Origin of the sequence: Priestia sp. AB, assembly GCF_028369225.1 — a bacterium.
Lineage (GTDB): Bacteria > Bacillota > Bacilli > Bacillales > Bacillaceae_H > Priestia > Priestia megaterium.
In genome coordinates this window covers 846871-867794 of the sequence record NZ_JAQMYN010000001.1, presented here as the reverse complement: position 1 = coordinate 867794, position 20924 = coordinate 846871, and the positions used below count along the sequence as shown (strand labels likewise).

The 20924-nt window shown below is 38.7% G+C and carries 23 protein-coding genes and 1 riboswitch; of the genes, 4 read left to right on the top strand and 19 right to left on the bottom strand.

Translation table 11 applies throughout. The annotated features are described in order from the left end of the window. Window positions 1-24: 24 nt before the first annotated feature. Both POF52_RS04410 and deoD read right to left on the bottom strand, forming a co-directional pair. Window positions 25-1473, bottom strand: coding sequence for a SulP family inorganic anion transporter (locus tag POF52_RS04410; RefSeq protein WP_176583303.1), 1449 nt, complete (start codon window positions 1471-1473; stop codon window positions 25-27). Window positions 1474-1687: 214 nt separating this feature from the next. Beyond that, entirely contained in the window at window positions 1688-2392 is a 705-nt protein-coding gene (gene deoD, locus POF52_RS04405; RefSeq protein ID WP_013058711.1) for a purine-nucleoside phosphorylase, read from the bottom strand. 194 nt (window positions 2393-2586) lie between these two features. Between deoD and POF52_RS04400 the strand changes: the two genes are divergently transcribed. Continuing rightward, window positions 2587-2739, top strand: coding sequence for a hypothetical protein (locus POF52_RS04400; protein ID WP_013058712.1), 153 nt, complete (start codon window positions 2587-2589; stop codon window positions 2737-2739). A 51-nt stretch (window positions 2740-2790) separates the two neighbouring features. Here the strand turns inward: POF52_RS04400 and POF52_RS04395 are convergent, their stop codons facing one another. The 5 genes from POF52_RS04395 to POF52_RS04375 form a co-directional block, all read right to left on the bottom strand. Beyond that, entirely contained in the window at window positions 2791-3114 is a 324-nt protein-coding gene (locus POF52_RS04395; RefSeq protein WP_013058713.1) for a hypothetical protein, read from the bottom strand. 246 nt (window positions 3115-3360) lie between these two features. Then, entirely contained in the window at window positions 3361-3987 is a 627-nt protein-coding gene (locus POF52_RS04390) for a phosphatase PAP2 family protein (RefSeq protein WP_176583304.1), read from the bottom strand. Window positions 3988-4222: 235 nt separating this feature from the next. Further along, on the bottom strand, window positions 4223-4993 hold the full coding sequence (locus POF52_RS04385; RefSeq protein ID WP_043976625.1) for a sporulation protein: 771 nt from the start codon (window positions 4991-4993) through the stop codon (window positions 4223-4225). Then, window positions 4980-5816 carry a serine/threonine protein kinase gene (locus tag POF52_RS04380; protein WP_271990054.1) on the bottom strand — a complete coding sequence of 279 codons (837 nt, stop codon included), beginning with the start codon at window positions 5814-5816 and terminating at the stop codon, window positions 4980-4982. Before POF52_RS04380 ends, POF52_RS04385 begins: the two co-directional genes overlap by 14 nt. Window positions 5817-5819: 3 nt before the next feature. Next, window positions 5820-6074, bottom strand: coding sequence for a hypothetical protein (locus POF52_RS04375; protein ID WP_074893265.1), 255 nt, complete (start codon window positions 6072-6074; stop codon window positions 5820-5822). Between the two features lie 117 nt (window positions 6075-6191). On the opposite strand from POF52_RS04375, the gene POF52_RS04370 reads away from it, so the two are divergent. Further along, window positions 6192-7253, top strand: coding sequence for a DUF2515 family protein (locus POF52_RS04370; protein ID WP_271990050.1), 1062 nt, complete (start codon window positions 6192-6194; stop codon window positions 7251-7253). 58 nt (window positions 7254-7311) lie between these two features. Here the strand turns inward: POF52_RS04370 and POF52_RS04365 are convergent, their stop codons facing one another. The 3 genes from POF52_RS04365 to POF52_RS04355 form a co-directional block, all read right to left on the bottom strand. After that, window positions 7312-7482 carry a YozD family protein gene (locus POF52_RS04365; protein ID WP_013058720.1) on the bottom strand — a complete coding sequence of 57 codons (171 nt, stop codon included), beginning with the start codon at window positions 7480-7482 and terminating at the stop codon, window positions 7312-7314. A 265-nt stretch (window positions 7483-7747) separates the two neighbouring features. Beyond that, entirely contained in the window at window positions 7748-8434 is a 687-nt protein-coding gene (locus tag POF52_RS04360) for a hypothetical protein (RefSeq protein WP_013058721.1), read from the bottom strand. A 202-nt stretch (window positions 8435-8636) separates the two neighbouring features. Continuing rightward, window positions 8637-8852 carry a YozE family protein gene (locus POF52_RS04355; RefSeq protein WP_013058722.1) on the bottom strand — a complete coding sequence of 72 codons (216 nt, stop codon included), beginning with the start codon at window positions 8850-8852 and terminating at the stop codon, window positions 8637-8639. A 408-nt stretch (window positions 8853-9260) separates the two neighbouring features. Between POF52_RS04355 and POF52_RS04350 the strand changes: the two genes are divergently transcribed. After that, window positions 9261-10298, top strand: coding sequence for an acyltransferase family protein (locus POF52_RS04350; protein WP_013058723.1), 1038 nt, complete (start codon window positions 9261-9263; stop codon window positions 10296-10298). Window positions 10299-10419: 121 nt separating this feature from the next. Further along, window positions 10420-11265: a D-amino-acid transaminase gene (gene dat, locus POF52_RS04345; protein ID WP_013084681.1), complete on the top strand. Its 846-nt coding sequence runs from the start codon at window positions 10420-10422 to the stop codon at window positions 11263-11265. 35 nt (window positions 11266-11300) lie between these two features. Here dat and POF52_RS04340 read toward each other — a convergent pair whose 3' ends face one another. The 9 genes from POF52_RS04340 to POF52_RS04300 all read right to left on the bottom strand — a co-directional run bounded on the left by POF52_RS04340 (window position 11301) and on the right by POF52_RS04300 (window position 20847). Then, a complete protein-coding gene (locus tag POF52_RS04340) occupies window positions 11301-11579 on the bottom strand; it encodes a YokU family protein (RefSeq protein WP_013058725.1) in 279 nt (92 codons plus the stop codon). 14 nt (window positions 11580-11593) lie between these two features. Beyond that, complete coding sequence (gene ablA / locus POF52_RS04335; RefSeq protein ID WP_271990036.1) at window positions 11594-13006, bottom strand: lysine 2,3-aminomutase; 1413 nt, start codon at window positions 13004-13006, stop codon at window positions 11594-11596. 67 nt (window positions 13007-13073) lie between these two features. Continuing rightward, window positions 13074-13922 carry a putative beta-lysine N-acetyltransferase gene (gene ablB / locus POF52_RS04330; RefSeq protein WP_176583308.1) on the bottom strand — a complete coding sequence of 283 codons (849 nt, stop codon included), beginning with the start codon at window positions 13920-13922 and terminating at the stop codon, window positions 13074-13076. 25 nt (window positions 13923-13947) lie between these two features. After that, window positions 13948-15213: a peptidase gene (locus POF52_RS04325; RefSeq protein ID WP_176583309.1), complete on the bottom strand. Its 1266-nt coding sequence runs from the start codon at window positions 15211-15213 to the stop codon at window positions 13948-13950. A gap of 13 nt (window positions 15214-15226) precedes the next feature. Further along, the gene (locus tag POF52_RS04320; RefSeq protein ID WP_034649363.1) at window positions 15227-15889 is read right to left on the bottom strand and encodes a 3-oxoacid CoA-transferase subunit B; all 663 of its coding nucleotides are present in this window, start codon (window positions 15887-15889) and stop codon (window positions 15227-15229) included. Beyond that, window positions 15874-16575, bottom strand: a complete 702-nt coding sequence (locus POF52_RS04315; protein ID WP_016765315.1) for a CoA transferase subunit A — start codon at window positions 16573-16575, stop codon at window positions 15874-15876. Before POF52_RS04315 ends, POF52_RS04320 begins: the two co-directional genes overlap by 16 nt. After that, window positions 16576-17925, bottom strand: coding sequence for an aspartate aminotransferase family protein (locus tag POF52_RS04310; protein ID WP_271990030.1), 1350 nt, complete (start codon window positions 17923-17925; stop codon window positions 16576-16578). A 108-nt stretch (window positions 17926-18033) separates the two neighbouring features. Next, window positions 18034-18438, bottom strand: coding sequence for a cation:dicarboxylate symporter family transporter (locus POF52_RS04305; protein ID WP_271990028.1), 405 nt, complete (start codon window positions 18436-18438; stop codon window positions 18034-18036). Window positions 18439-18618: 180 nt separating this feature from the next. Continuing rightward, window positions 18619-18774, bottom strand: a riboswitch (cyclic di-AMP (ydaO/yuaA leader). 603 nt (window positions 18775-19377) lie between these two features. Continuing rightward, entirely contained in the window at window positions 19378-20847 is a 1470-nt protein-coding gene (locus tag POF52_RS04300) for an NAD(P)/FAD-dependent oxidoreductase (RefSeq protein WP_013084690.1), read from the bottom strand. Between the last annotated feature and the right edge of the window lie 77 nt (window positions 20848-20924).

The window sequence follows — 20924 nt, the reverse complement described above, 5'->3', positions numbered from 1 at the left end:
AAAAGGTGTGCTACTGCACACCTTTTATTTGTTCGACAGCGACGTTATGCCAATTTGCCTTACGATTTTTTTACTGTCTTCATTTAGTCCTTTTACAATAACCTTTTTATTCAATCGCTCGTACTTATCGATAATTTTCGAGATGCCGATCACGGCCGATTGATCCCATATATGAGAAGAACTAAAATCAATAATGATGGTATCCGGGTCTGTTTCATACTGAAATTCATCCATGAAGAAGCTGATCGTGGCAAAAAATAATTGCCCTGAAACCCTGTATTGCTTCATATTGCCTTCTGTTTGTGAAGTCGTTTTGATTTTAGCCATCTTCCAGCCAAATACAATGGTGCTTAAAACGATACCTACCATTACTCCTAATGCTAAGTTATGTGTAAACAATACGATAACCACCGTAACAACCATTACAATAGCATCCGATAGCGGATATTTCGTTAAGTCTTTAAGGGACTGCCAATCAAATGTACCAGCAGCTACCATAAACATAACGCCTACAAGAGCAGCCATTGGAATTTGTTTAACAACATCGCCAAGCACCATAATTAAGAACAATAAAAAGACTCCGGCGACTAAGGTAGATAACCTTCCACGTCCCCCTGATTTTACATTAATCATAGATTGTCCAATCATGGCACAGCCAGCCATTCCTCCAAAGAAGCCTGTTACAATATTAGCAATGCCTTGACCGCGTGCTTCTTTATTTTTATTCGAAGGCGTATCTGTAATTTCGTCCAGTACCGTTGCCGTTAGCATAGATTCAAGTAGGCCTACAATCGCCAAAGGAAGCGAATAAGGTAAAATGATAAGCAGCGTCTCCCCTGATAAATCAACCTTTGGAAAGTGAAGAACCGGCAGCGAACGCGTAATATTTCCCATATCTCCTACCGTTTTTAAATCTAAATGAAAGACAATCGCTACAATCGTCATCAAGACAATGGCAACAAGCGGAGATGGTATTGCTTTGGTCATGAGCGGAAACAAATAGACGATGAGCAGCGTTCCGGCCACCATTGCGTACATCATCCAGTTTGCTCCTTGAAAATGCGGAAGCTGTGCTGTAAAAATTAAAATACCTAGCGCATTTACAAATCCAATCATAACTGTTTGAGGAAGAAATGATAAAAACCTTCCTACTTTCAAAACACCAAGTAAAATTTGAATAATTCCGGTTAAAACAGTAGCTGCAAATAAATACTCAATGCCGTGATCTTTGACTAAGTTAATCATCAATAAAGACATTGCTCCTGTTGCAGCTGAAATCATAGCTGGTCTTCCGCCTGTAAAAGCAATCACAATTGCCATACAAAAAGATGCATACAGGCCAACCATGGGATCGACACCGGCGATAATGGAAAAAGCAAGGGCTTCTGGAATAAGCGCAAGAGCAACTGTCATCCCAGACAAAATATCTGCTCGAACATTTGAAAACCACTGCTGTTTAATACTTGCCACCATGATGGTTTATCACCTCTTATGAATTTTTTATACGATTTTCGACTTTCACGAAAATCAAAGCCGTTTTTAACGTATCAAATCGTACCATACAATTTCCTGTTTGGAAACAATTAATTTTCACAAATAAAAAGACGAGAAGCTTGATTGCTTCTCGTCTTTTTATTTGTTACGCCGCAGCTTTTCGCTGCCATTCAGCAAATAAACGACTTTATGTTCATTCATTAATTGCTGCTTCAAGCGCAACAACAATCATATCGTTAAACGTCGTTTGACGCTCTTCTGACGTTGTTTCTTCACCAGTGAAAATGTGATCACTTACTGTTAAAACCGATAAAGCATTACGGCCGTATTTAGCAGCTAGCGTATACAAAGCCGTTGTTTCCATTTCAACTGCCAATACGCCGTGAGCTGCCAATTTTTCTAGCTGGCCGTCTTCATTGTAAAATTGATCAGATGTAAATACACTTCCTACTTTTAACTGAAGACCTTTTTCAACACCTGCATCGTAAGCGCGCTTTAATAAATCAAAGTTAGCTGTCGGTGCATAGTCGATAGGACCAAATTTAACGCGGTTCATTTGTGAATCACTTGACGAGGACATGGCCAAGATAACGTCACGTACTTTTACATCTTTTTGAATTGCTCCGCATGTACCAACGCGAATTAGATTTTGGACACCATATTCATTCATTAGTTCATTTACATAAATAGCAATTGATGGTACACCCATTCCTGTTCCTTGAACAGAAACGCGTTTTCCTTTATATGTTCCTGTAAATCCAAGCATACCGCGCACTTCGTTATAGCAAGTTACATCTTCTAAAAATGTTTCTGCAATGTATTTTGCACGAAGTGGATCACCTGGAAGTAAAATCGTTTCTGCAATATCACCTTGTTTTGCTCCAATATGTACGCTCATTTCGTACCTCCTATATGTAAAAAATCTTACGCTTTCACTATACCATATTGTATCCCTTGCATGTCTATTTCCTTCTAACATTATGCGACAAAAATAAAAAGACATACGGCCCAAAAAATGGCGTAATATGTCTTTTTATATAAGGGTACGCTAATAACGCAAGGGATTTACTAACGTTAGCTGAGGTGATATGTATGGGAAAAAAACATCGCAATAGAATTAATTCGCCTAAAAAGAATAATCATATTCCAAAAGAAGCAATTATAGCAGAACATGAAGCCCATGGAGATGAATATTCAGCAACAAACCGAAAAAATGGCCCTGGCCATCATACTCGTGATTACTAAGGGTCAACATATAAATAAAAAGCGGCCAGATAGGTCGCTTTTACCTTATATTTAGCGTACGTGCAGGCGGTTCACTTTTTGCCAGCCGTCTGTCCATAGCTTGTAGTAATACTTTCCTCGAGTACCTTCATCAATTAACAAAATATCGCCTGTGCTGATAAACCTTGCATCACAATCTTTTGGCAAATTATCAGCAATATTAAACATCTGAAATACTTGTGTTGCTGCGTCTTGATGATCGAATGCTGTAATCGTTAGACGATGGACAGGCTTATATCCGCGCTTTTCGCCTTTTTCTTCTGTTTGCATAATGGTTACATCATATTCTGTGCTAATATTAAATTGTTTTTTTATTGTGGTCCACACACTCAACATTCTTCCCTCCACCCAAAAGCAAGTATTTACTCTTTTACGTCATGTATTCTTATATAATTAGTGATAAAATCCGAAAACCCTTTATCGAATCAAAACGTTTTTTGTCGAAATTACTAGTTTTTTCTTATTAAACATGTACATAAAATATTTGTTTCCCATTTTATCATTAGTTATTTTTGAATGGATGAATCAATAGGCCTACTTAAACAAAATGAAATATTAACGAAAAAAATGTAACCATTGCTCCTATTTTTGGTTATATAGGCGTTTAGAAAGGAGGTAGACCCCTAAGGACCAAGCAAGTCCTAAACAATATCCTGCTAGTATATCCGTTAAAAAGTGTACGCCTAAATACAAACGGCTAAATCCAATTAATAAAATAACAATAGCAATTACACATGCAGCTGCCGTTTTAACAGCCCTGCTTCTTGTATACATCCATATTAACAAAAGTACTCCGCTGTAAAACGCCATTGAGTTCATGGCATGTCCGCTCGGAAAACTATAGTGAGAGGCGGGAATGACTTGACTCCAATCAGGTCTTGGTCTTGCAAAAATCTCCTTCAATCCCCAATTTAAAGCGCGAACTCCCCAAAAAACGAGCGTGATATATAAAACGAGCAACCCTTTTCGTTTATAAAGAAGAAATACTATAATTGCAAACCATATTGGCGCAGTAACATACCAAGATCCTACAGTTGTTATAAATATGATGATGGGGGTTAACGTGTCCGTCCTCCATCCTTCAATGGTATGAAGCACATTAAAGTCAAGCTGTTTCACCCAAGGTGTATTAAATGTAAATAAAATCAGTAAAAAGAAAGCTAAAAGCGATACAATAAATAGAGAATATTTTGTAGTGCGGTTTACCATTTTTTATTTCCTCCAACCTATTAAAAGAAAAAGCATGTAGTGTTCTACATGCTTTACTTATTCACACGTTTTGGCTGAATATAGTCTTCTGGCTTAGGAGCTTGATGAACGACAAATTCAGCCGAAAACTCCTCTTTTGCATTTATTTTTTTCGTTTGCTTTGATTGCGGCATATACCTCTCTCCTTTCTTTTTACTGTCTTTAATATACGAAAAATAAAGGAGAGCTATGCACGTTAGCTATAGCGTGAAATAATACTGGTTAATATATTTTTTAACTGAGGAATTTCTTTTTCAGAAACATGAACATGAACGAGCGACTCATCTGCATCCAGCATTTCAGATAGAAAGCCGCCAAACCCTCTGGCACGTCGATCTACTTCTATAAATAAATCGTAGTCATGTAAGCCGCTCGGCTGTACGATGATTTCAATTTCATCTACTTTCCCAGCGTACACTCCACCACTTGGAACAAATTCAAATTCTTGAACAAAAGGAAGTCTTTTTCTCATCCGGCGAGGGGCTTCTTCGCACTCGACTTGGCGCAAGCGAAAGCCAAGCTGTTCCATAGCTTCAATTGTGCTTGTTACCATAAGGTTAGGAAGCACTTTTACATGATCAATATCTGACGGATCAACGGCGTCTTTAATATCAAGGCTCGTCGCCACCCAAACCCGGGTTCTCCCTAATGTAACAGGCGTATCATCAGGCAGCTGAAAGGTAAAAGGAATAGACTTCGTTTCAGATGGTTGAATCGTGAACGGGTCGTTAATCTTAAACGTATTAAGCTCAATATCCTGCTTATATTTTTTATCGTCTCTTTCTTTTACATAAGTTGTGAATAGACGCAGATAGATGCTGTCAATTTTCTGCTCAACATTCCCTCCGTACACTTCAACAATTCCTTCAATCTTTTCACCAGCACGAAATTCATCATTGACAAGTTTAGCGTCCACTCGCGCTGCACCAATTCCAATGCGGGCTAACGCTTTATTAAATAGCGCCATACTTTCCCCTCCCTGAGTTCTTACTATTTATATAGTCATAAATATCTTTTTGTAAACTTTTAATGCTTTCATACGATTCATCTGCTCTCAGCATTTTTTGAATGATTGTCTTAATAGGCGCCGACAAATGTAACTCTTGTTCCCAGCTTCTTTCTTGTTGTTCCGTCGGCTCATAACCAGAGTATAATAAAAATAAAAGAAAATGACCAAGTGCATAGATATCGCTTGCAGCAGATGTTTGTCTCATAAACTGCTGCTCTTCTATAAGGGTGCTTGTTTCTTCATGGTCTCCTAAAAATCTAGCAAGACCAAAGTCAATAACATAGATGGTTCCGTTAACATCAATAATATTTGGAATACGAAGATCACGGTGAACGATTCCTTGCTCATGAATAGCAGAAACTACGTCTAAAATATTAAGTAAAATGTTAAGCGCTTGTTCTTCCGTATACACGCACTTCTCTTCAAAAATTAAATCTTCAAACGTTTTCCCTTGAATCAACTCCATCACTAAGAAACAGCCTTCATCTGTTTCGATAGCTTCATACAGTGAAGGAATTTGAGGGTGGTTTAATTGAGACAACAATTTTGCTTCATAATCATAAGACTTCAGCCCCTGGGACGTGCGCTGCTTCGTTTTACGGAGTTGCTTTACGACTACCTTTTTTTGTTGCACAATGTCGTTAGCAACATATGTTATACCATAGCTTCCCATTCCCAGTACACCTATGATTTCATAGCGCCCGCAAATGACTTTTCCTTTTTTAAAAGGGCGGTCAACTAGCCAGCGATAAAGATATTTGAACATTCGATTTTTCATCATAAATCAACTTGAGAAAAAGCTTGAGAAGAAACTTCCGCTTTTACGCTTGCGCTTATAGTGGTGGTGTCCATATTTTGAATGACTATGGCTGTCATAATATTTGCTTCGCTTATAATCGCTACTGCTGCTATGGTGACGAGGACGTCTGTAATGATGATCACTGCTGCTGTAGTGACGAGCACGTCGATAGTGTCGATCGCTGCTGCTGTAGCGTCGATGTTTAGATCCAGTTAATGATTCAAAAATTTTTCTGAACATAAAGAAAACCTCTTTTCTTAACATTTGTTACCCTTTATACGTACGAAATGTTATAAAGGTTTCAAAAAGTCCCTTACCCTTTTTTTATATAGTTAAACGTTTCAAAGGAGGCTTAACATGACTTCTACTAACACAAATCCCCTCATTAGATTGGAGGATGTTCTTCGCCTGCAGCAGATGATGCAGCTCAAACCTCCCGCTACCCTCCCGCTGTCTTTTATCGGAGAAGACGTAAAATTGATTAAAGAGATTCGAAAAAAAGTAAAAAAAGCTAATCAAAACAATGTTACACGTACCCAAGCTTATTTAGACTATTATCAAAAACACCCCGAAATTCACTGGGCTTTTTTAGCACACTTGGTTTCGCGGAACGGCGGCTATTATATGACAGATCTCTCCACTACCTTAATAAAATCCCTGCTTTCTCCAGAAAAACAGCACGCGTACTTCTTGTTTTTAGAACATTCCAACTCCGCCATTTTTCATGATGCTTACGCTCAGCTGTTACTCTATGAAAAAAGCAAAGAACAAAACAGCAATCTGTTTCATTTACTCTCCGCTTTTCACATATCTTCTTTTATGAAAGCTGTTTGGAATGACTTTTGGCAGCATAGAAACAAAACGCTCTTATCAATAGCTCTGATTGTGAACGAACAGTATCATATCGAAAAAAATGTTCTCTTTAAAAAAGAGTTTCAGCGGGATGTTCTTCACTCTTGGCAGTTTCACACTCAAAACTTTCTCGGTATGACTCAAATCGTCTTTCCCTATTATTCAGGTAATAACATTGATTTATGTGGAACAAAAGTGTATCATTTCGAGTCTGTCTTAAAACGGATTGAAGTGGGAAAAACTTTATACGTTCTTCTTTTTTATTCAAACTTGCATGATTCTATCTATACATTTAGCCTTAAACACCCCCACACAGGGTCTCGAAGCGATTATAATTCGGATATATTTACAAAGAATCGAACTCATTCTAAAAAGCTGTATAGCCCGACTTTAAATATGAGCTGGGGAGACCGTGTACACCTTTTTTTAAGAAAAGATGAGTGGTTTGAAGACGAAAGCATATTTTCTCTCCTTGAGTCTATTCCCGCTTCTTCCGTTAAAAAAATTCCCCTTCAGCATCATATAAAAGTGCAATCCGCTATTAAAGCTGCTAACCCTTTTTCATAGCCGCTGTCTCATAAACAAAACGACGAGTTTCCCCGTCGTTACAGATGTATCTATCTTTTTATTCTTCATCTTGCTCATCAATAATACATTTATCAATGAGATAATCAAAAGTTATATCCGCTAATTCGCCTAGCTCTTCTTCAGCGGGAACATAGCCTCGCTTGACTAGTTCATTGTAAAAGAACTCCGCAATTTCTTCCGTATCAATGACCACTTCGATTTCTTTCACAATATCACTCCTTATCCCGTTTGAACGGATTAGCGTACCTTATTTTTCTTAAAAATAGGTTCACTCCATCTTCTGCTTGAAGTTTTACCTTATACACATTTATGAACAATTCGGCAATAGTATGTCTAAAATTTCAGCAGTTTAAATAGAGAGGTAATTATACCCATTCTTTTTTCATTACCATTGCCGTATACACAATAAAAGATAGCTAAGAGAGATGTAATGATCTATCTCGGCTATCTTTTATTTATTAGGCATCTACCTGCTATTTTCCTTGTTCGGATTTTGCTATCTTTTTTAAATGTTTCAGCACTAAGTTCATGACTTCAGCATATTCTTCATCTTCAAAAAGCTCATACAAAAATTTATAATCATTGTACACATCTAAAAGACCGTTTATAATCTCATGCTTTTCTTTAGTTAACCTCACTTCTTCTTTTTCAGAACCGTTTTGTTTTTTCATCTTTGGTAGCAACTCCGTCTTTTTAATTTCTTTACCTAAATACAACATATCAACACTTTGAGCGTAATTTTCTGTTTCCTCATGAGGAGTTACGAGAATGAGTTCTTCTTCACTAGCCTCAAGCCATTCTCCATCTGTTACACGTGACAATTCATAGACAATATCTTCCCATGAATCCTCTTTATAACGCCATATTTCTGTTCGAATACCAATGATTTTAAATAACTCTTTTCCATAATTAAAAACCTGGACGATATCGCCGAAGAAAAATTTATACTCAAGCTCTACTCTTTCCTGTACTAATATTTGACCTTCATATTCTTCTAGAAGCTCAATTGTATCTTCTAAAAAAAGACCTTCACTATGGTTGATTTCGTATACAAAAATCCCATCCATCACTTTTATATCGGTAATAGTGCCAACGGTCCCGTATATTGTTACAACGACTGTTTCACCAATTCCGTATTTAGGTTTTTTCTTCCCTGCCATCGTCGCACCTCCTTAGTAAACATACACCTACTGAAAAGTTACAATATTATATGCAGTAACTAAAAAAGGGGAAGTATAACATCTTTAGAACCAAGCCTTTATTATCTATTGCCCTCTATCATTTTTACCCCTGCTGACTGCATGAGCTAAAGAAAACAAAAAAGCAGGCTGATGGATATCCATCAGCCTGCTTTTTTATTCCTCACGCATTATTTTGATAAAGCTCCCATGCTTCATCAAATACGGTCATACTTGATAAATAATGTCCGTTGAGCTCTAAATAAGAACTCAGTTCGTCATAATCTGTTGAAGATTTCGGGAAGCTGTGATCATCATAAGCACTTCGCGCAAACTCTCCCATTCGATCATGTTTTTTATTTGATCGGAATTTCATTATATAGTGATAAAAGGATTTCATCGTACTCCCCCTCCAGCGGTATGTGTATCTTTTCTATCATTTTTTCAAGAAATCTACAACTTTCTTCTTTGATATGTAGATGTCGAACACTGCAATATAAGTGGTTTACTGGACAAAAAATATTAAATTCATGTTACAGTTGCAAAACAAATTTCACTATTAGCGTAACGAATAAATATTGTTATATCAATATTTTTCTTTTTTCAAAAAGACATTTGTAACAAAAACACATCGTTTTTATAACAAAAGCATTGATTCGACAGGTTTCTCAAACCTTTATGTAATTGCAAAAAAGAAGAATTCATGTTTTAATTCCGTAGTGAAAGGTTATTCTAACAATAATCGCCATTTAAATAAATTTTGTTGGTGGGAGGTTTACATCAGCATATGTTGAGGAAAAATAATACTATGAATACTCGAAATGCTTACTTTGATAATGCTAAATTTGTATTAATTTTTTTGGTTGTATTTGGGCACATGATTTCTCCGTACCGAACAGATAGCAGCGGAATGCTGTCCATTTATCACTTTATCTTTATTTTCCATATGCCTGTCTTTATTTTACTAGCAGGTTATTTCTCAAAAAATTTTCATAAAAAAGGCTATTACAAAAAAATATTTACAAAGGTGGCTCTTCCTTACTTAGCTTTCCAAACTATCTATACCCTTTATTATAGTGTGCTTTATACAGATGAAACGTACACGCTTCAATATTTGGTTCCTAGATGGGCAATGTGGTTCCTACTGAGCTTAATTTTTTGGAAATTAATGCTTCCTTTCTTTGCGAAATTCCCGATGTGGATTAGCTTAACTGTCTCTATTTCGCTTGGACTTGCAATGGGCTTCATTGATATTGACGGATTTGATAAAATTCTAAGCATTAGCCGAATGTTTGTCTTCTTCCCGTTTTTCCTTTTAGGCTACTATTTGTCGCAGCGACAAGAGCCTTTTACAAATCTTTTGACAGCGCGAAATCGAATCATTGCATCCATCGTATTGCTAGTGACATTAATTGGAAGCTATTCTTTCTTAGACGACACGGCTTACACAGATATGCTGTATGGAACGAACACGTACGACAATGTGGCCGAATTTTTAATGCGCGTTTCTCACTATGGAATTGCTTTTCTTGTATCTTTTGCCTTTATGGCTTTAATTCCAACGCGCGGTTTTGCTTTAACAAGCATTGGACAGCGATCCCTATACGTGTATTTATTGCACGGCTTCATTTTAAAATGGTTCTTTACAACTGACTTCTCAAAAAGTCTAGAGCCAACCTCATGGGGAATTATCGTCTTAATCGCACTGTCCATTTTAGTAACGATGCTTCTCGGCAGCCGTATCGTCGATTGGTTCATCACCGGTACTAAGCTCATCGTCCAGTTTGTTACACCTAAAAAAGCCATTCAGAAATTTTCATTAGCTTTCAAACGTACGTTTTCATAAAAGTCATACTCCTAAAGGAGTATGACTTTTTTCATTTTCTTTGGAGAAGCCAAGTAAATAATTTCATTTTGCTGAATTTTATGTTAACGTTTTAATATCTAAAGGAAGGGAGTTTTTCAAGATGGAATTAGCATATTATGCTGGAGAGTTTAGAGATATTAATGAGGCTGTTATTCCAATTGATGAACGCGGTCACCAATTTGGAGACGGTGTTTATGAATTTATTCGCGTATACAAAGGAGTTCCGTTTTCAATTGAACGTCACTTAGACCGCTTAGAAAGAAGTGCAAAGGCAATCTTTATCGAGCTGCCGGTTTCAAGACAAGAACTAAAGGACATCATTCATCAAGCAATGGAAAAATCAACGTTAAAAGACGCTGATATTTATATTCAAGTTACGCGCGGGATTGCTCCTCGAAATCATTTATTTCCCGATGTACCTGCACAATTAGCACTCACAATACGCCACCCTCGCCAAACACCTGAAGAAGCCTATGAAAAAGGCATTTCCACGCTTCTTTTGGAAGACGAACGATGGGCTAATTGCTATATCAAATCATTGAACCTTCTTCCTAACCTTCTTGCCAAACAAGCTGCGGCTTCTAAAGGATGTAAAGAAGCTATTTTAGTAAAAGACGGATACATAACCGAAGGGTCAAGCAGCAATGTATTTGCGATAAAAGACAACGTCTTGTTCACGACTCCTGCCACAAGAAAAATTCTATCCGGTATTACGCGCGCTAACGTGCTGGAATGTGCGCAGGAACAAGCCATTCAAATCCGCGAACAAAATATGACTCCTTCCTTTTTAAAAGACGCTGATGAAGTTTTTATTACGAGCACGTCTGTTGGTCTCTTGCCCGTTTCGAAAATAGACGAAGTCGAACTTCCAACTTTCCGTCCTGTTACAGTGGCTTTAAAACACGCCTACAGCCTGCGCACTGCTGGAACAAAGGCTTATCAATAAGCAAAGCCGCCCCTTACAAAATAAGGGGCGGCTTTTTAGAATTTAAAGTAGTTGCGCTTTAATAATCTTGGCACTTTTAATAGCTCATCATACCGAATGGATTCATCAAGTTTTTTTGTATCGACAAGAAGCAGCTGTGTTTCCACTTCTTCTATGATCTCTTCTTCTTGATATGACATCCCGCAACCTGAACAGCTGATACATGGCATATGAGTAATTTCAATACTTCTCGTTCCATCTGGCAATTCCCAGTATGCGGTATTGGTTGTTTCTACTGCTTTTTCTTCTTCGCACCATGCGCATTGAACAGTCATATTACAGGACCTCCTTAAGATGATGGAGCATCGTCGCTTTTAACGTCTTTTTTCAATTGAGCTTTAAACTTTTTATCTTTTAATTCATCTCTTTTTTCACGTTTATCTTTTAGACTTTCGTGAGCACTGTCACTTTCATATGTTTTACGTCTTTTTACTCTCCCTAACCCTTCCGGTACAAGGTTGAATTGAGCATCATTCATAAGACCCGAGATGCCGATGGAAGAATCTTTAGCATCCGATGCTGGATAAACAGCTCGAAAATAATCATCTGCACGCCCAGGCACATAGCTTTCTGGCTCCGGATACGTCGTAATCACTCCTTCAAAGTTTCGCAGAACAACTTTACTTGCGCTTTGACTAATAATATAGTTTGGCTGAACTGCAATCTTTCCTCCTCCTCCTGGCGCATCAATAACAAACGTTGGAACAGCATAGCCAGAAGTATGACCTCGCAGCCCTTCCATAATTTCAAGCCCTTTGGAAACAGGTGCGCGGAAATGCCCAATTCCTTCTGACAAATCACATTGATAAATATAGTAAGGACGAACGCGTATTTTCACTAAATCGTGCATAAGCTTTTTCATGATAGCTACGCTGTCATTAATCCCAGCTAAAATAACCGCTTGATTGCCAACTGGAACGCCTGCATCGACAAGCATTTCACATGCTTTTTTTGTCTCTTCAGTAATTTCAATGGATGTATTAAAGTGAGTATTTAACCATACTGGATGATATTTTCTTAAAATGGCACATAAATTTTCTGTTATTCGCTGTGGAAACACAACGGGTGCTCTTGTGCCAATCCGAATAATTTCCACATGGGGAACAGCTCGTAAATTCTTCAAAATATATTCTAAAATGTTGTCATTAATCAGCAAGCCATCACCGCCTGAAATGAGTACATCTCGTACTTCAGGTGTTTTGGCGATATAAGCAATCGCAGCATCTAACTGCTTTTTTGGAACGCCCATTCCGATTTGTCCTGAAAACCTTCTTCGAGTACAGTACCTGCAGTACATGGAACATTGATTGGTGACTAAGAACAAAACGCGATCAGGATAGCGATGAGTCAGCCCTGGCACTGGAGAATCTTCGTCTTCATCTAGGGGATCTTCTAGATCATATTTTGTTTTATGAAGTTCTTTGCCAACCGGAACAGACTGCATACGGACGGGGCAGCGAGGATCATCTGGGTTCATCAAAGATGCATAGTAAGGCGTAATATTGAGCGGAATGGTTTTGGTTGAAATGCGTACTCCTTCTTCTTCCTCAGGAGTTAAGTTAATAACCTTTTTTAAATCATCTAATGTTCGAATTGTGTTTGTTAATTGCCAAATCCAGTCATTCCATTTTTCTTCAGGAACATCTTTCCATAACTCAATATCTTTCCAGTGTCGGGACGGCTTATATAAATCATATAACATACAATCGCTCCTTTATGAAGATTTACTATTGTTATATGTTACAGCCCATAAATTGGTTAATTATTTCTCACCCTTTACTTTTTGACAGATCCTTCACCCATACGTTCATATCTTCTAACGATTTATAAATGTAACAATTATTCGTTAACCTTCCCGTATAGGTATAGCCAAGCTGCTGAAAGGCGGCGTTCATCCCGAATGAAAGCGCTCTCGCTATTGTGTATGCACAAAAAATATGCCGCTGTTTTAGCTCCGCCTCTAGTGCGTTTAATAAATGCTTCATGAATCCATACTTTCGGTAAGCAGGGAGAGTCGCACAATCCGTTAGTTCAGCATTGTGATAGACATAGTCAATTTCAGCAGAAGCAGCGCTAACGATATCGTTCTTGTCAACTATGATATAAAACAAGCTATCTTCTTGAAGCAAATTAGAGAGATACTCTTCTTCGTAGAGGGGAGTAGGATACACTGTGAAGATTTGACGGTAGAGCTGAGAAAGTTGTTTAGCGTCAGATGAAATGGCTCGGCGCATGATCAGTTGATTCGATAATGAAGAATAATCAGATGTCGACAAATTCAACACATCTTGAAGCAGCTCTGTTTCTTTTAACGTCTCCCCGCTGTCTCGGCGGGATTGAGACGTATAGTAGCATAAAAGATACGCGTCGCTTCCGTTAAAATAGTAGGGAACAGTTGCTTCTAAAGAAAATCCCAAGCTTATCCAGTCCAGCAGATGTTCAGCACGTGCTTTTATAATCCACTTTTCGTACGTTTTCTTCTCAATTTCTTTATATATATAGCTGTAAATATCGTTTACATTTCCCCGGTAATCATCTATTCTCAGACGCTTGTTACATTCATCTAAAAAAAGAGTCATAGCAAAGGTTGGTTGACAAATATTTTCTTGTTTCCCCATTTGTTTGTATCCTCTCCTTTTTAGCTTAGTCCGCAATACTGCACCAGTCTGCTACAGTGAGAGCAATAATTTCTGCTGCGTCAAGCATCGTTTGAATACAAATATACTCATTCGGAAAGTGGGCCACTTCTGTTACTCCCGGTCCAAAAACAACTGTTGGAATATCCCCTACTTGTGACAGTATCCCTCCGTCCGTTCCCCAAGGAGATGCTTCAATGATCGGCTGTTTCTGTTTCACTTGATAAAAAGAGGACGAAAGAGAGGTCATAAGCGGATGCTCCAATTCAATTTCACCGGGAAGCCAGTGGGCCCCAAACCATTCCAAGTCGACAGGATGCTCAGCAAACCACTCATCACGCTGAGGCAAAAGTTCAAGCCAGGATTTCATTTCTGCTCTGACATTTTTCATTTTTTCATGCGGAGCAACTCCTATCCTGCCTTCTAATATCACTTGATCAGCGACTGAAGAAGGCCACGTTCCGCCTTGTATATTTCCGATATTAATCGGCACGGGAATGGGGATTTTATTATAGAGCGGATCCGTAATTCGGCTGTTTCTCTCTTTTTCAAGACCCTCAATATGTTTAAGCACGACAGCTGCTTTTTCAATCGCACTCACGCCTTCATACCGAGTCCCTCCATGTGCTGCTACTCCATGCACGGTCACTCGAAACCACATGGAGCCTTGCTGCTTAGGGAAGATCTTCATGTTGGTTGGTTCTGGAATAATGGCACCATCTGCTTTATACCCTCTAAGTACACAGGAAAGTGTTCCTGCACCTCCGCTTTCCTCTTCTACTACGCTTTGAAAAATAACATCTCCTTTTAGTGAAATATCTAGCTCTTTCAACGCTTGAATAGCTAAAAGTAACGACACATTTCCTCCTTTCATATCCGTTGCTCCGCGTCCATATAAGTTTCCATCTTTTACAACAGCCGTATAAGGGTCTTCCGTCCACTGTGAAAGATCTCCGGGTGGCACTACATCAATGTGCCCATTCAAAATAATGGATTTCCCTCCGCCTTTCCCTTTTAACACGCCTACCACATTCGGACTGTCTCGAAAAGTAGAACGGTTGGAGGCAAAAGCTTCATGGCTGCGAAGTATTTTTTCGTCCGGTTCCCATATATCAATATCTAACTGCAGCTGTCGAAGGCGTTCAATGACAATTGCCTGCGCATGCTTTTCAGAACCTTGTACGCTTGCTTCTTCTACGAAACGCTTGAGTAAACGCACTGCACTTTGACGATGCTCTGTCATCCAGTTATGAATAGATTGCTGTATGTTCATGTAATGGTCCTCCTTATGGTATCGTAATCAATTGATCACTCAGGCGAACTGTCGCTTCTGTTGAACTCAAAATATCCTCTACAGTATAAGGAGACATTAACTCTGTTAGAAGAAGCGCATCTTTTTCTACTTTAAAAACCGCCCGATCTGTAATAACTAATCCCACACAGCCCGAAGCAGTCAGAGGTAAAGAGCACGTCTTAACCAGCTTCGGTTCTCCTGTCTTGCTCGTATGATTCATTAGCACAATGACTTTTTTCGCTTTTTGAGCTAATTCCATCGCTCCTCCTATCCCAGGAACTCGCTTACCTGGCACAATCCAATTAGCTAAATCCCCTTTTTCACTCACTTCCAACGCACCAAGAATGGTCATATCGACGTATCCTTTTCGAATCATCGCGAAGGCTGTAGCACTGTCACAGTATGAAGCCCCTTGAACGGTAGTTGTTGGATAGCCTGCTGCATTGCAAACATTCTCATCTTCTTCACCTAAAGGAGGGGAAGATCCTAACCCTAAAATTCCATTTTCAGCATGAAACATCACATGAACAGCGCTTGGTACGTAATTAGGAATAAGAGAAGGAATGCCAATCCCTAAATTAACAATCATGCCGTTTTTGATTTCAGCCGCAGCACGTTTTGCAATACGATGACGAATATCTATTCCCAAACCCATTTCCAATTCACTCCTTTTGAAGGGACAATATAATCCACAAATACACCTGACGTCATCACGTTCTCTGGGTCAATGTCCCCAAGAGGAACAATTTCATCCACTTCAGCGATAGTTATACGACCTGCCATTGCCATTAACGGATTAGTGTTTCGAGCGCTTTTATCATAAAGCAAGTTGCCGAATGGATCTGCTTTTTTTGCATACACAAAAGCAACGTCGGCCGTGAGCGGCTTTTCCACTAAAAATGTCTTGCCGTCTATTTCCACTTTTTCTTTTCCAAATTGAATAATGTCATTTTCTATTCCTACATCAATCAGTACTCCTCCGAGTCCAACTCCTCCCGCTCGAATCCGTTCAGCAAGCGTTCCTTGAGGAGAAAACTCAACTTCCAGCTTTTCTTCTGTCATCAGCGTTCCAGCCACTGGGTTCGATCCAATATGAGAAGCAATCAGCTTTTGAATTCTTCCTTGGCTTACCAATTTTCCCGCACCAATATGAGGAAAGCCTGAATCATTACATATCAATGTAAAATTTGATTTTCCGCTTTCAATCAGACCATCAATGAGAGAAGGCGGGCTGCCTACTCCTCCAAATCCTCCTATCATCAGCGTAGCCGCATGATCCACGTATTCAATCGCTTGTTCCACAGTTGTGATCTTTTGAAATGAGTTTTCGACCTTTGTCACTCATTTCACCTCATTTCTCTGTTTTTCATTTTGCACTTCATGCAATGTTTTCGAAAGCAGATCGACCGCTTCATCAAGCTGACGATGAGTAATCGTAAATGGTGGCGCAATAATAATACCGTCTCCTTCTACTCCGTCTGTTCCTGCTTGTGAAGGATAAAGGAGAAGACCATTTTTTTGGGCTTTACTTATTACGCGCGCCGTCATATTTTCCGAAGATGAAAAAGGCTCCTTCGTCTTTGGATTTCGCACAAGCTCAAGACCAACTAGTAAGCCTTTGCCACGTATATCACCAATAATAGGGTAAAGAAGTTGAAGCTTCTTCAATTCCCCTACTAAATAGTCTCCTTTCAGCGCTGCTTCTTGAACAAGATCATGCTTTTCAATATAGGTTAAAACAGCTATCCCTACAGCGGATGACAGCGGATTAGCGCTTAGCGTATGTCCGCTCATAATTAATTTGGATCCGTTCATGATAGGTTCAATCGTTTTGCTGCTAGCCAACGTAACGGCTATTGGCGTATATCCTGCTCCCACTCCTTTTCCAAGCGTCATGATGTCTGGTTTAACTCCCCAGTGCTCATACGCAAACATTACGCCTGTACGCCCAACTCCAGTCATGACTTCATCCACAATCCATAACACATCATATTTATCGCAAATTTCTCTTATCACTTCATAATAACCGGGAGGAGGTGTAAGCGCTGCTCCGGCTGCTCCTACAATGGGCTCTGTAATAAAAGCAGCAATATGTTCAGGGCCGGTTCGTTTGATAACTGTTTCCAATTCGTTTGCACAAGCAAGATTACAGGATGGATAGGTTTGATGAAACGGACATCGATAGCAATAAGGAGGCGAAACCGAAGGATAATCTTCAAGCAAAGACGAGAAGCGTTTTCGTCTTCCAACGTGCCCTGACATAGACAGAGCTCCTATTGTAATACCGTGATAGCTCATCCAGCGTGACAAAACCTTTGTTTTGGTTGGCTTTCCTTGCTCTTGAAAATGCTGAATTGCCGTTTTCATAGCCGTTTCAGTCGCTTCTGTCCCGCTGTTAACAAAAAAGCTCCACTGGAAATGATTGCTGCTTAATTCACATAGTTTCTTAGCTAAGGCTTCTGTTGGATCACTTGTAAACTGCGACCGATATACAAACGCAACTTTCTGTGCCTGATCGGTCATCGCATCAATAATTTCTTTTACGCCGTGTCCGATACTTGCTGTAACTGCCCCCGACGAAGCATCTATGTACCTTTTTCCATCTTGGTCGTACAAATAAATTCCTTTTCCATATGAAATAACTGGGTAGTCGTCGTCGAGCAGCGGCTTTATTACATGAGTTTTATTCATTTCCGCACTCTCCTTTCAAACATACACTCTTATTAAACTGTATGCTGAAACGAAGAGTTTCTTGCCAATAAAAAAAGCCCTAGCATATAGCTAGAGCTTTTACGCTTATTAAGCTGATTGCGTTACAGATTTATCGATACGTTTTGCTTCTGACTCAGCCACAATAACGGCACACGCAGCGTCTCCCGTAATATTTACAGATGTACGAAGCATGTCAAGCAAGCGATCAATTCCAATAATCAATCCGATACCTGCTACAGGCAAGCCAACCGAACTCAATACCATTGCTAGCATAATGAGACCAACTCCCGGCACACCTGCTACACCTAACGTGATAGAGAAAAACACAATTGGTACAACAAGCATTTTAATTAAGCTTAAGAAAATTTGGCCAAGCGGTGTAAACAAGTACTTGTCCAGCGGAGCAAAAGCACTTGGAGCAAAAGCGTTAATCAACACTCCTACAACAGCACCAGCAATTAGCGCGATAATGATCTTTGTCGATAGCTTCATAGATTTACCCCCCGTAAATAAATTATATTAGAATAATTCTAACTACCATACTTATTTTACCATGCATTGAGAACGATAACACTCAAAATATACAATATATTAAAAATTTTCAGATTAATAGTTCAGGAATATTTTTAGCTATACAAAAAACCATGAGAATATCACGGTGTCATAGACCTGTTATTCCCTCACTGAATGCTTACGGAGTTAGCTGTCGGATTCGGGTATGTGAGTTACCCTACTTGATTCATTCAAGATTCACCCCAAGTACATTACTCATAAATTATGGGTCCCCCGTTCTCTTATAAAACAAAAGAGATTAAGCAAATAATTTTCTTTAATATTTTTGCATGATAATAATTGTTACTTTAATTAAAATTCATTTTATATGTTTCTGTCAACTTTTTATTCAAAAAAAATGCATGATTTTATCATAAAAAGTTGATAATTGTTATATTTTAAAATATTTACATCGTATTTCAATAAACCACAAATACTTATTTAACAAGACTTATAATCTAATAGATAAAAAATTAATTCAAAAAATAGTTTGTAAAGTGAACTTTCTTCTCATTAACTCCCATTCATTAATTCGCATAATTATTCTAATATCCGTGTACTTTATTGCTTTCATAAATATTTTACTCATCAAAAAATAACTCTTTTCAACTGCTGATTTTATCCTTGTATTGCTTGATATACCCTCCCTAAAATTTCACTGAATTTATTGATGCAAAGAAATGGACATTATCAATTCGCCTTATTCTATTTAATTCTGTTCACGATAGAAGGATGGATTCCGTAATATCTTTTAAAAAAGGAGCGGGTAATTATCATATAAAACTATCGGAGTTGGTGCGGTACAAGTTCTTTACTTTTTACTTATTCGCTCTCGTTATTTAACACATAAAAAAAAGAGGCCCTGACGGCCTCTTTTTTTTATACAGTAACAGGTTCAGAACTTGCTTTGCGATTCTTTAATTTTTCAACAATGTCACGCGCTACCCACACACCGCACGCACTTGCCTGCGCGAGCCCTCGCGTAATACCAGCTCCGTCTCCTCCCACGTATAAACCAGAAATTTCAGTTTCAAACTTATCGTTTAACTTCGGACGGGCGGAGTAAAATTTCGCTTCCACACCGTAAAATAGCGTATGTTCAGATGCTAACCCAGGCGTTACATGATCCAGTGCTTCTGTCATTTCAATTAAGCTTTTCATCGTATTATAAGGAAGTACTAAGCCCAAGTCACCAGGTACAGCTTCTTTTAACGTTGGTTCTAAAAAGCCTTCTTTAATTCGAGTCGCTGTTGAACGACGGCCCTTTAAAATATCTCCATACTTTTGAACAACTAAGCCCCCGTTTGACAGCATATTAGCTAATCTTGATACTTCGTGCGCATATTCGTTCGGCTGATCAAATGGATCCGAAAATTTATGAGAGACAAGCAGCGCAAAGTTCGTATTTTGACTTCCAAGCTTCGGATCTTTGTATGCGTGTCCATTTGCTAACATAATCCCTGAATGATTCTCTACTACCACATGTCCTGAAGGATTGCTGCAGAACGTTCTGACTCTTGTACCTACAGACGTATTATAAATGAATTTCCCTTCGTACAAGTGCTTGTTGATTTCTTCCATAACAACGTTAGATGTTTCGACTCGAACTCCGATGTCCACTTGATTGTTAATCATTTTTAAACGGCGTTTTTTTAGTAAGTCGCTCATCCACTTCGAGCCGTCTCGACCTGGTGAAACAACCACTTTATCAGCCGTAATTCTTTCACCATTCTTCAATTCGATACCGCGCACGATATGCTGACCGTCTTCTTTTTCTGTTATTAAATCGGCTACTTCCGTTTTATACTGCATATCAATTTTTTCTTTTAAGTATTCATAAATGCTTTTTAAAATTTCTAAATTTTGCTCTGTTCCTAAATGACGCACCTGGGCACGCAATAGCTTTAATCCTGCTGCGTATCCGCGTTTTTCAATTTCACGAACTTTATCAGTTAACGGATCCGTAATCGTATCGGTTGCTCCGTGTTTTAAATTAATTTCATCCACATATTTAATTAAATCTACCACCTGTGATTCAGACAGATAATCCGTCATCCAACCTCCAAATTCACTGGTGATATTAAATTTCCCGTCTGAATATGCGCCGGCTCCACCGAAACCATTTGTAATAGAACAAGCGGGCAAACAGCCAGCAAACTCTTTTTTGCCAACCGCAGGCGGACATTTTTCAATTTTTTTCTGAAGAATCGGACAATTACGTCGATAGATATCGTGTCCTTTATCGATTAATAAAATAGTTGCTTCCGGTAATTTTAACGTTAACTCATAGCAAGTAAAAATCCCAGCGGGTCCTGCCCCTACCACAATAACATCATAATTTGAGTTCATTGTACATTCTCCCATCATCTTTTTTTCTTTGGGTAAAAGATAAAAGTTATTGACCGAATTTTCTTTTTTTATTATCA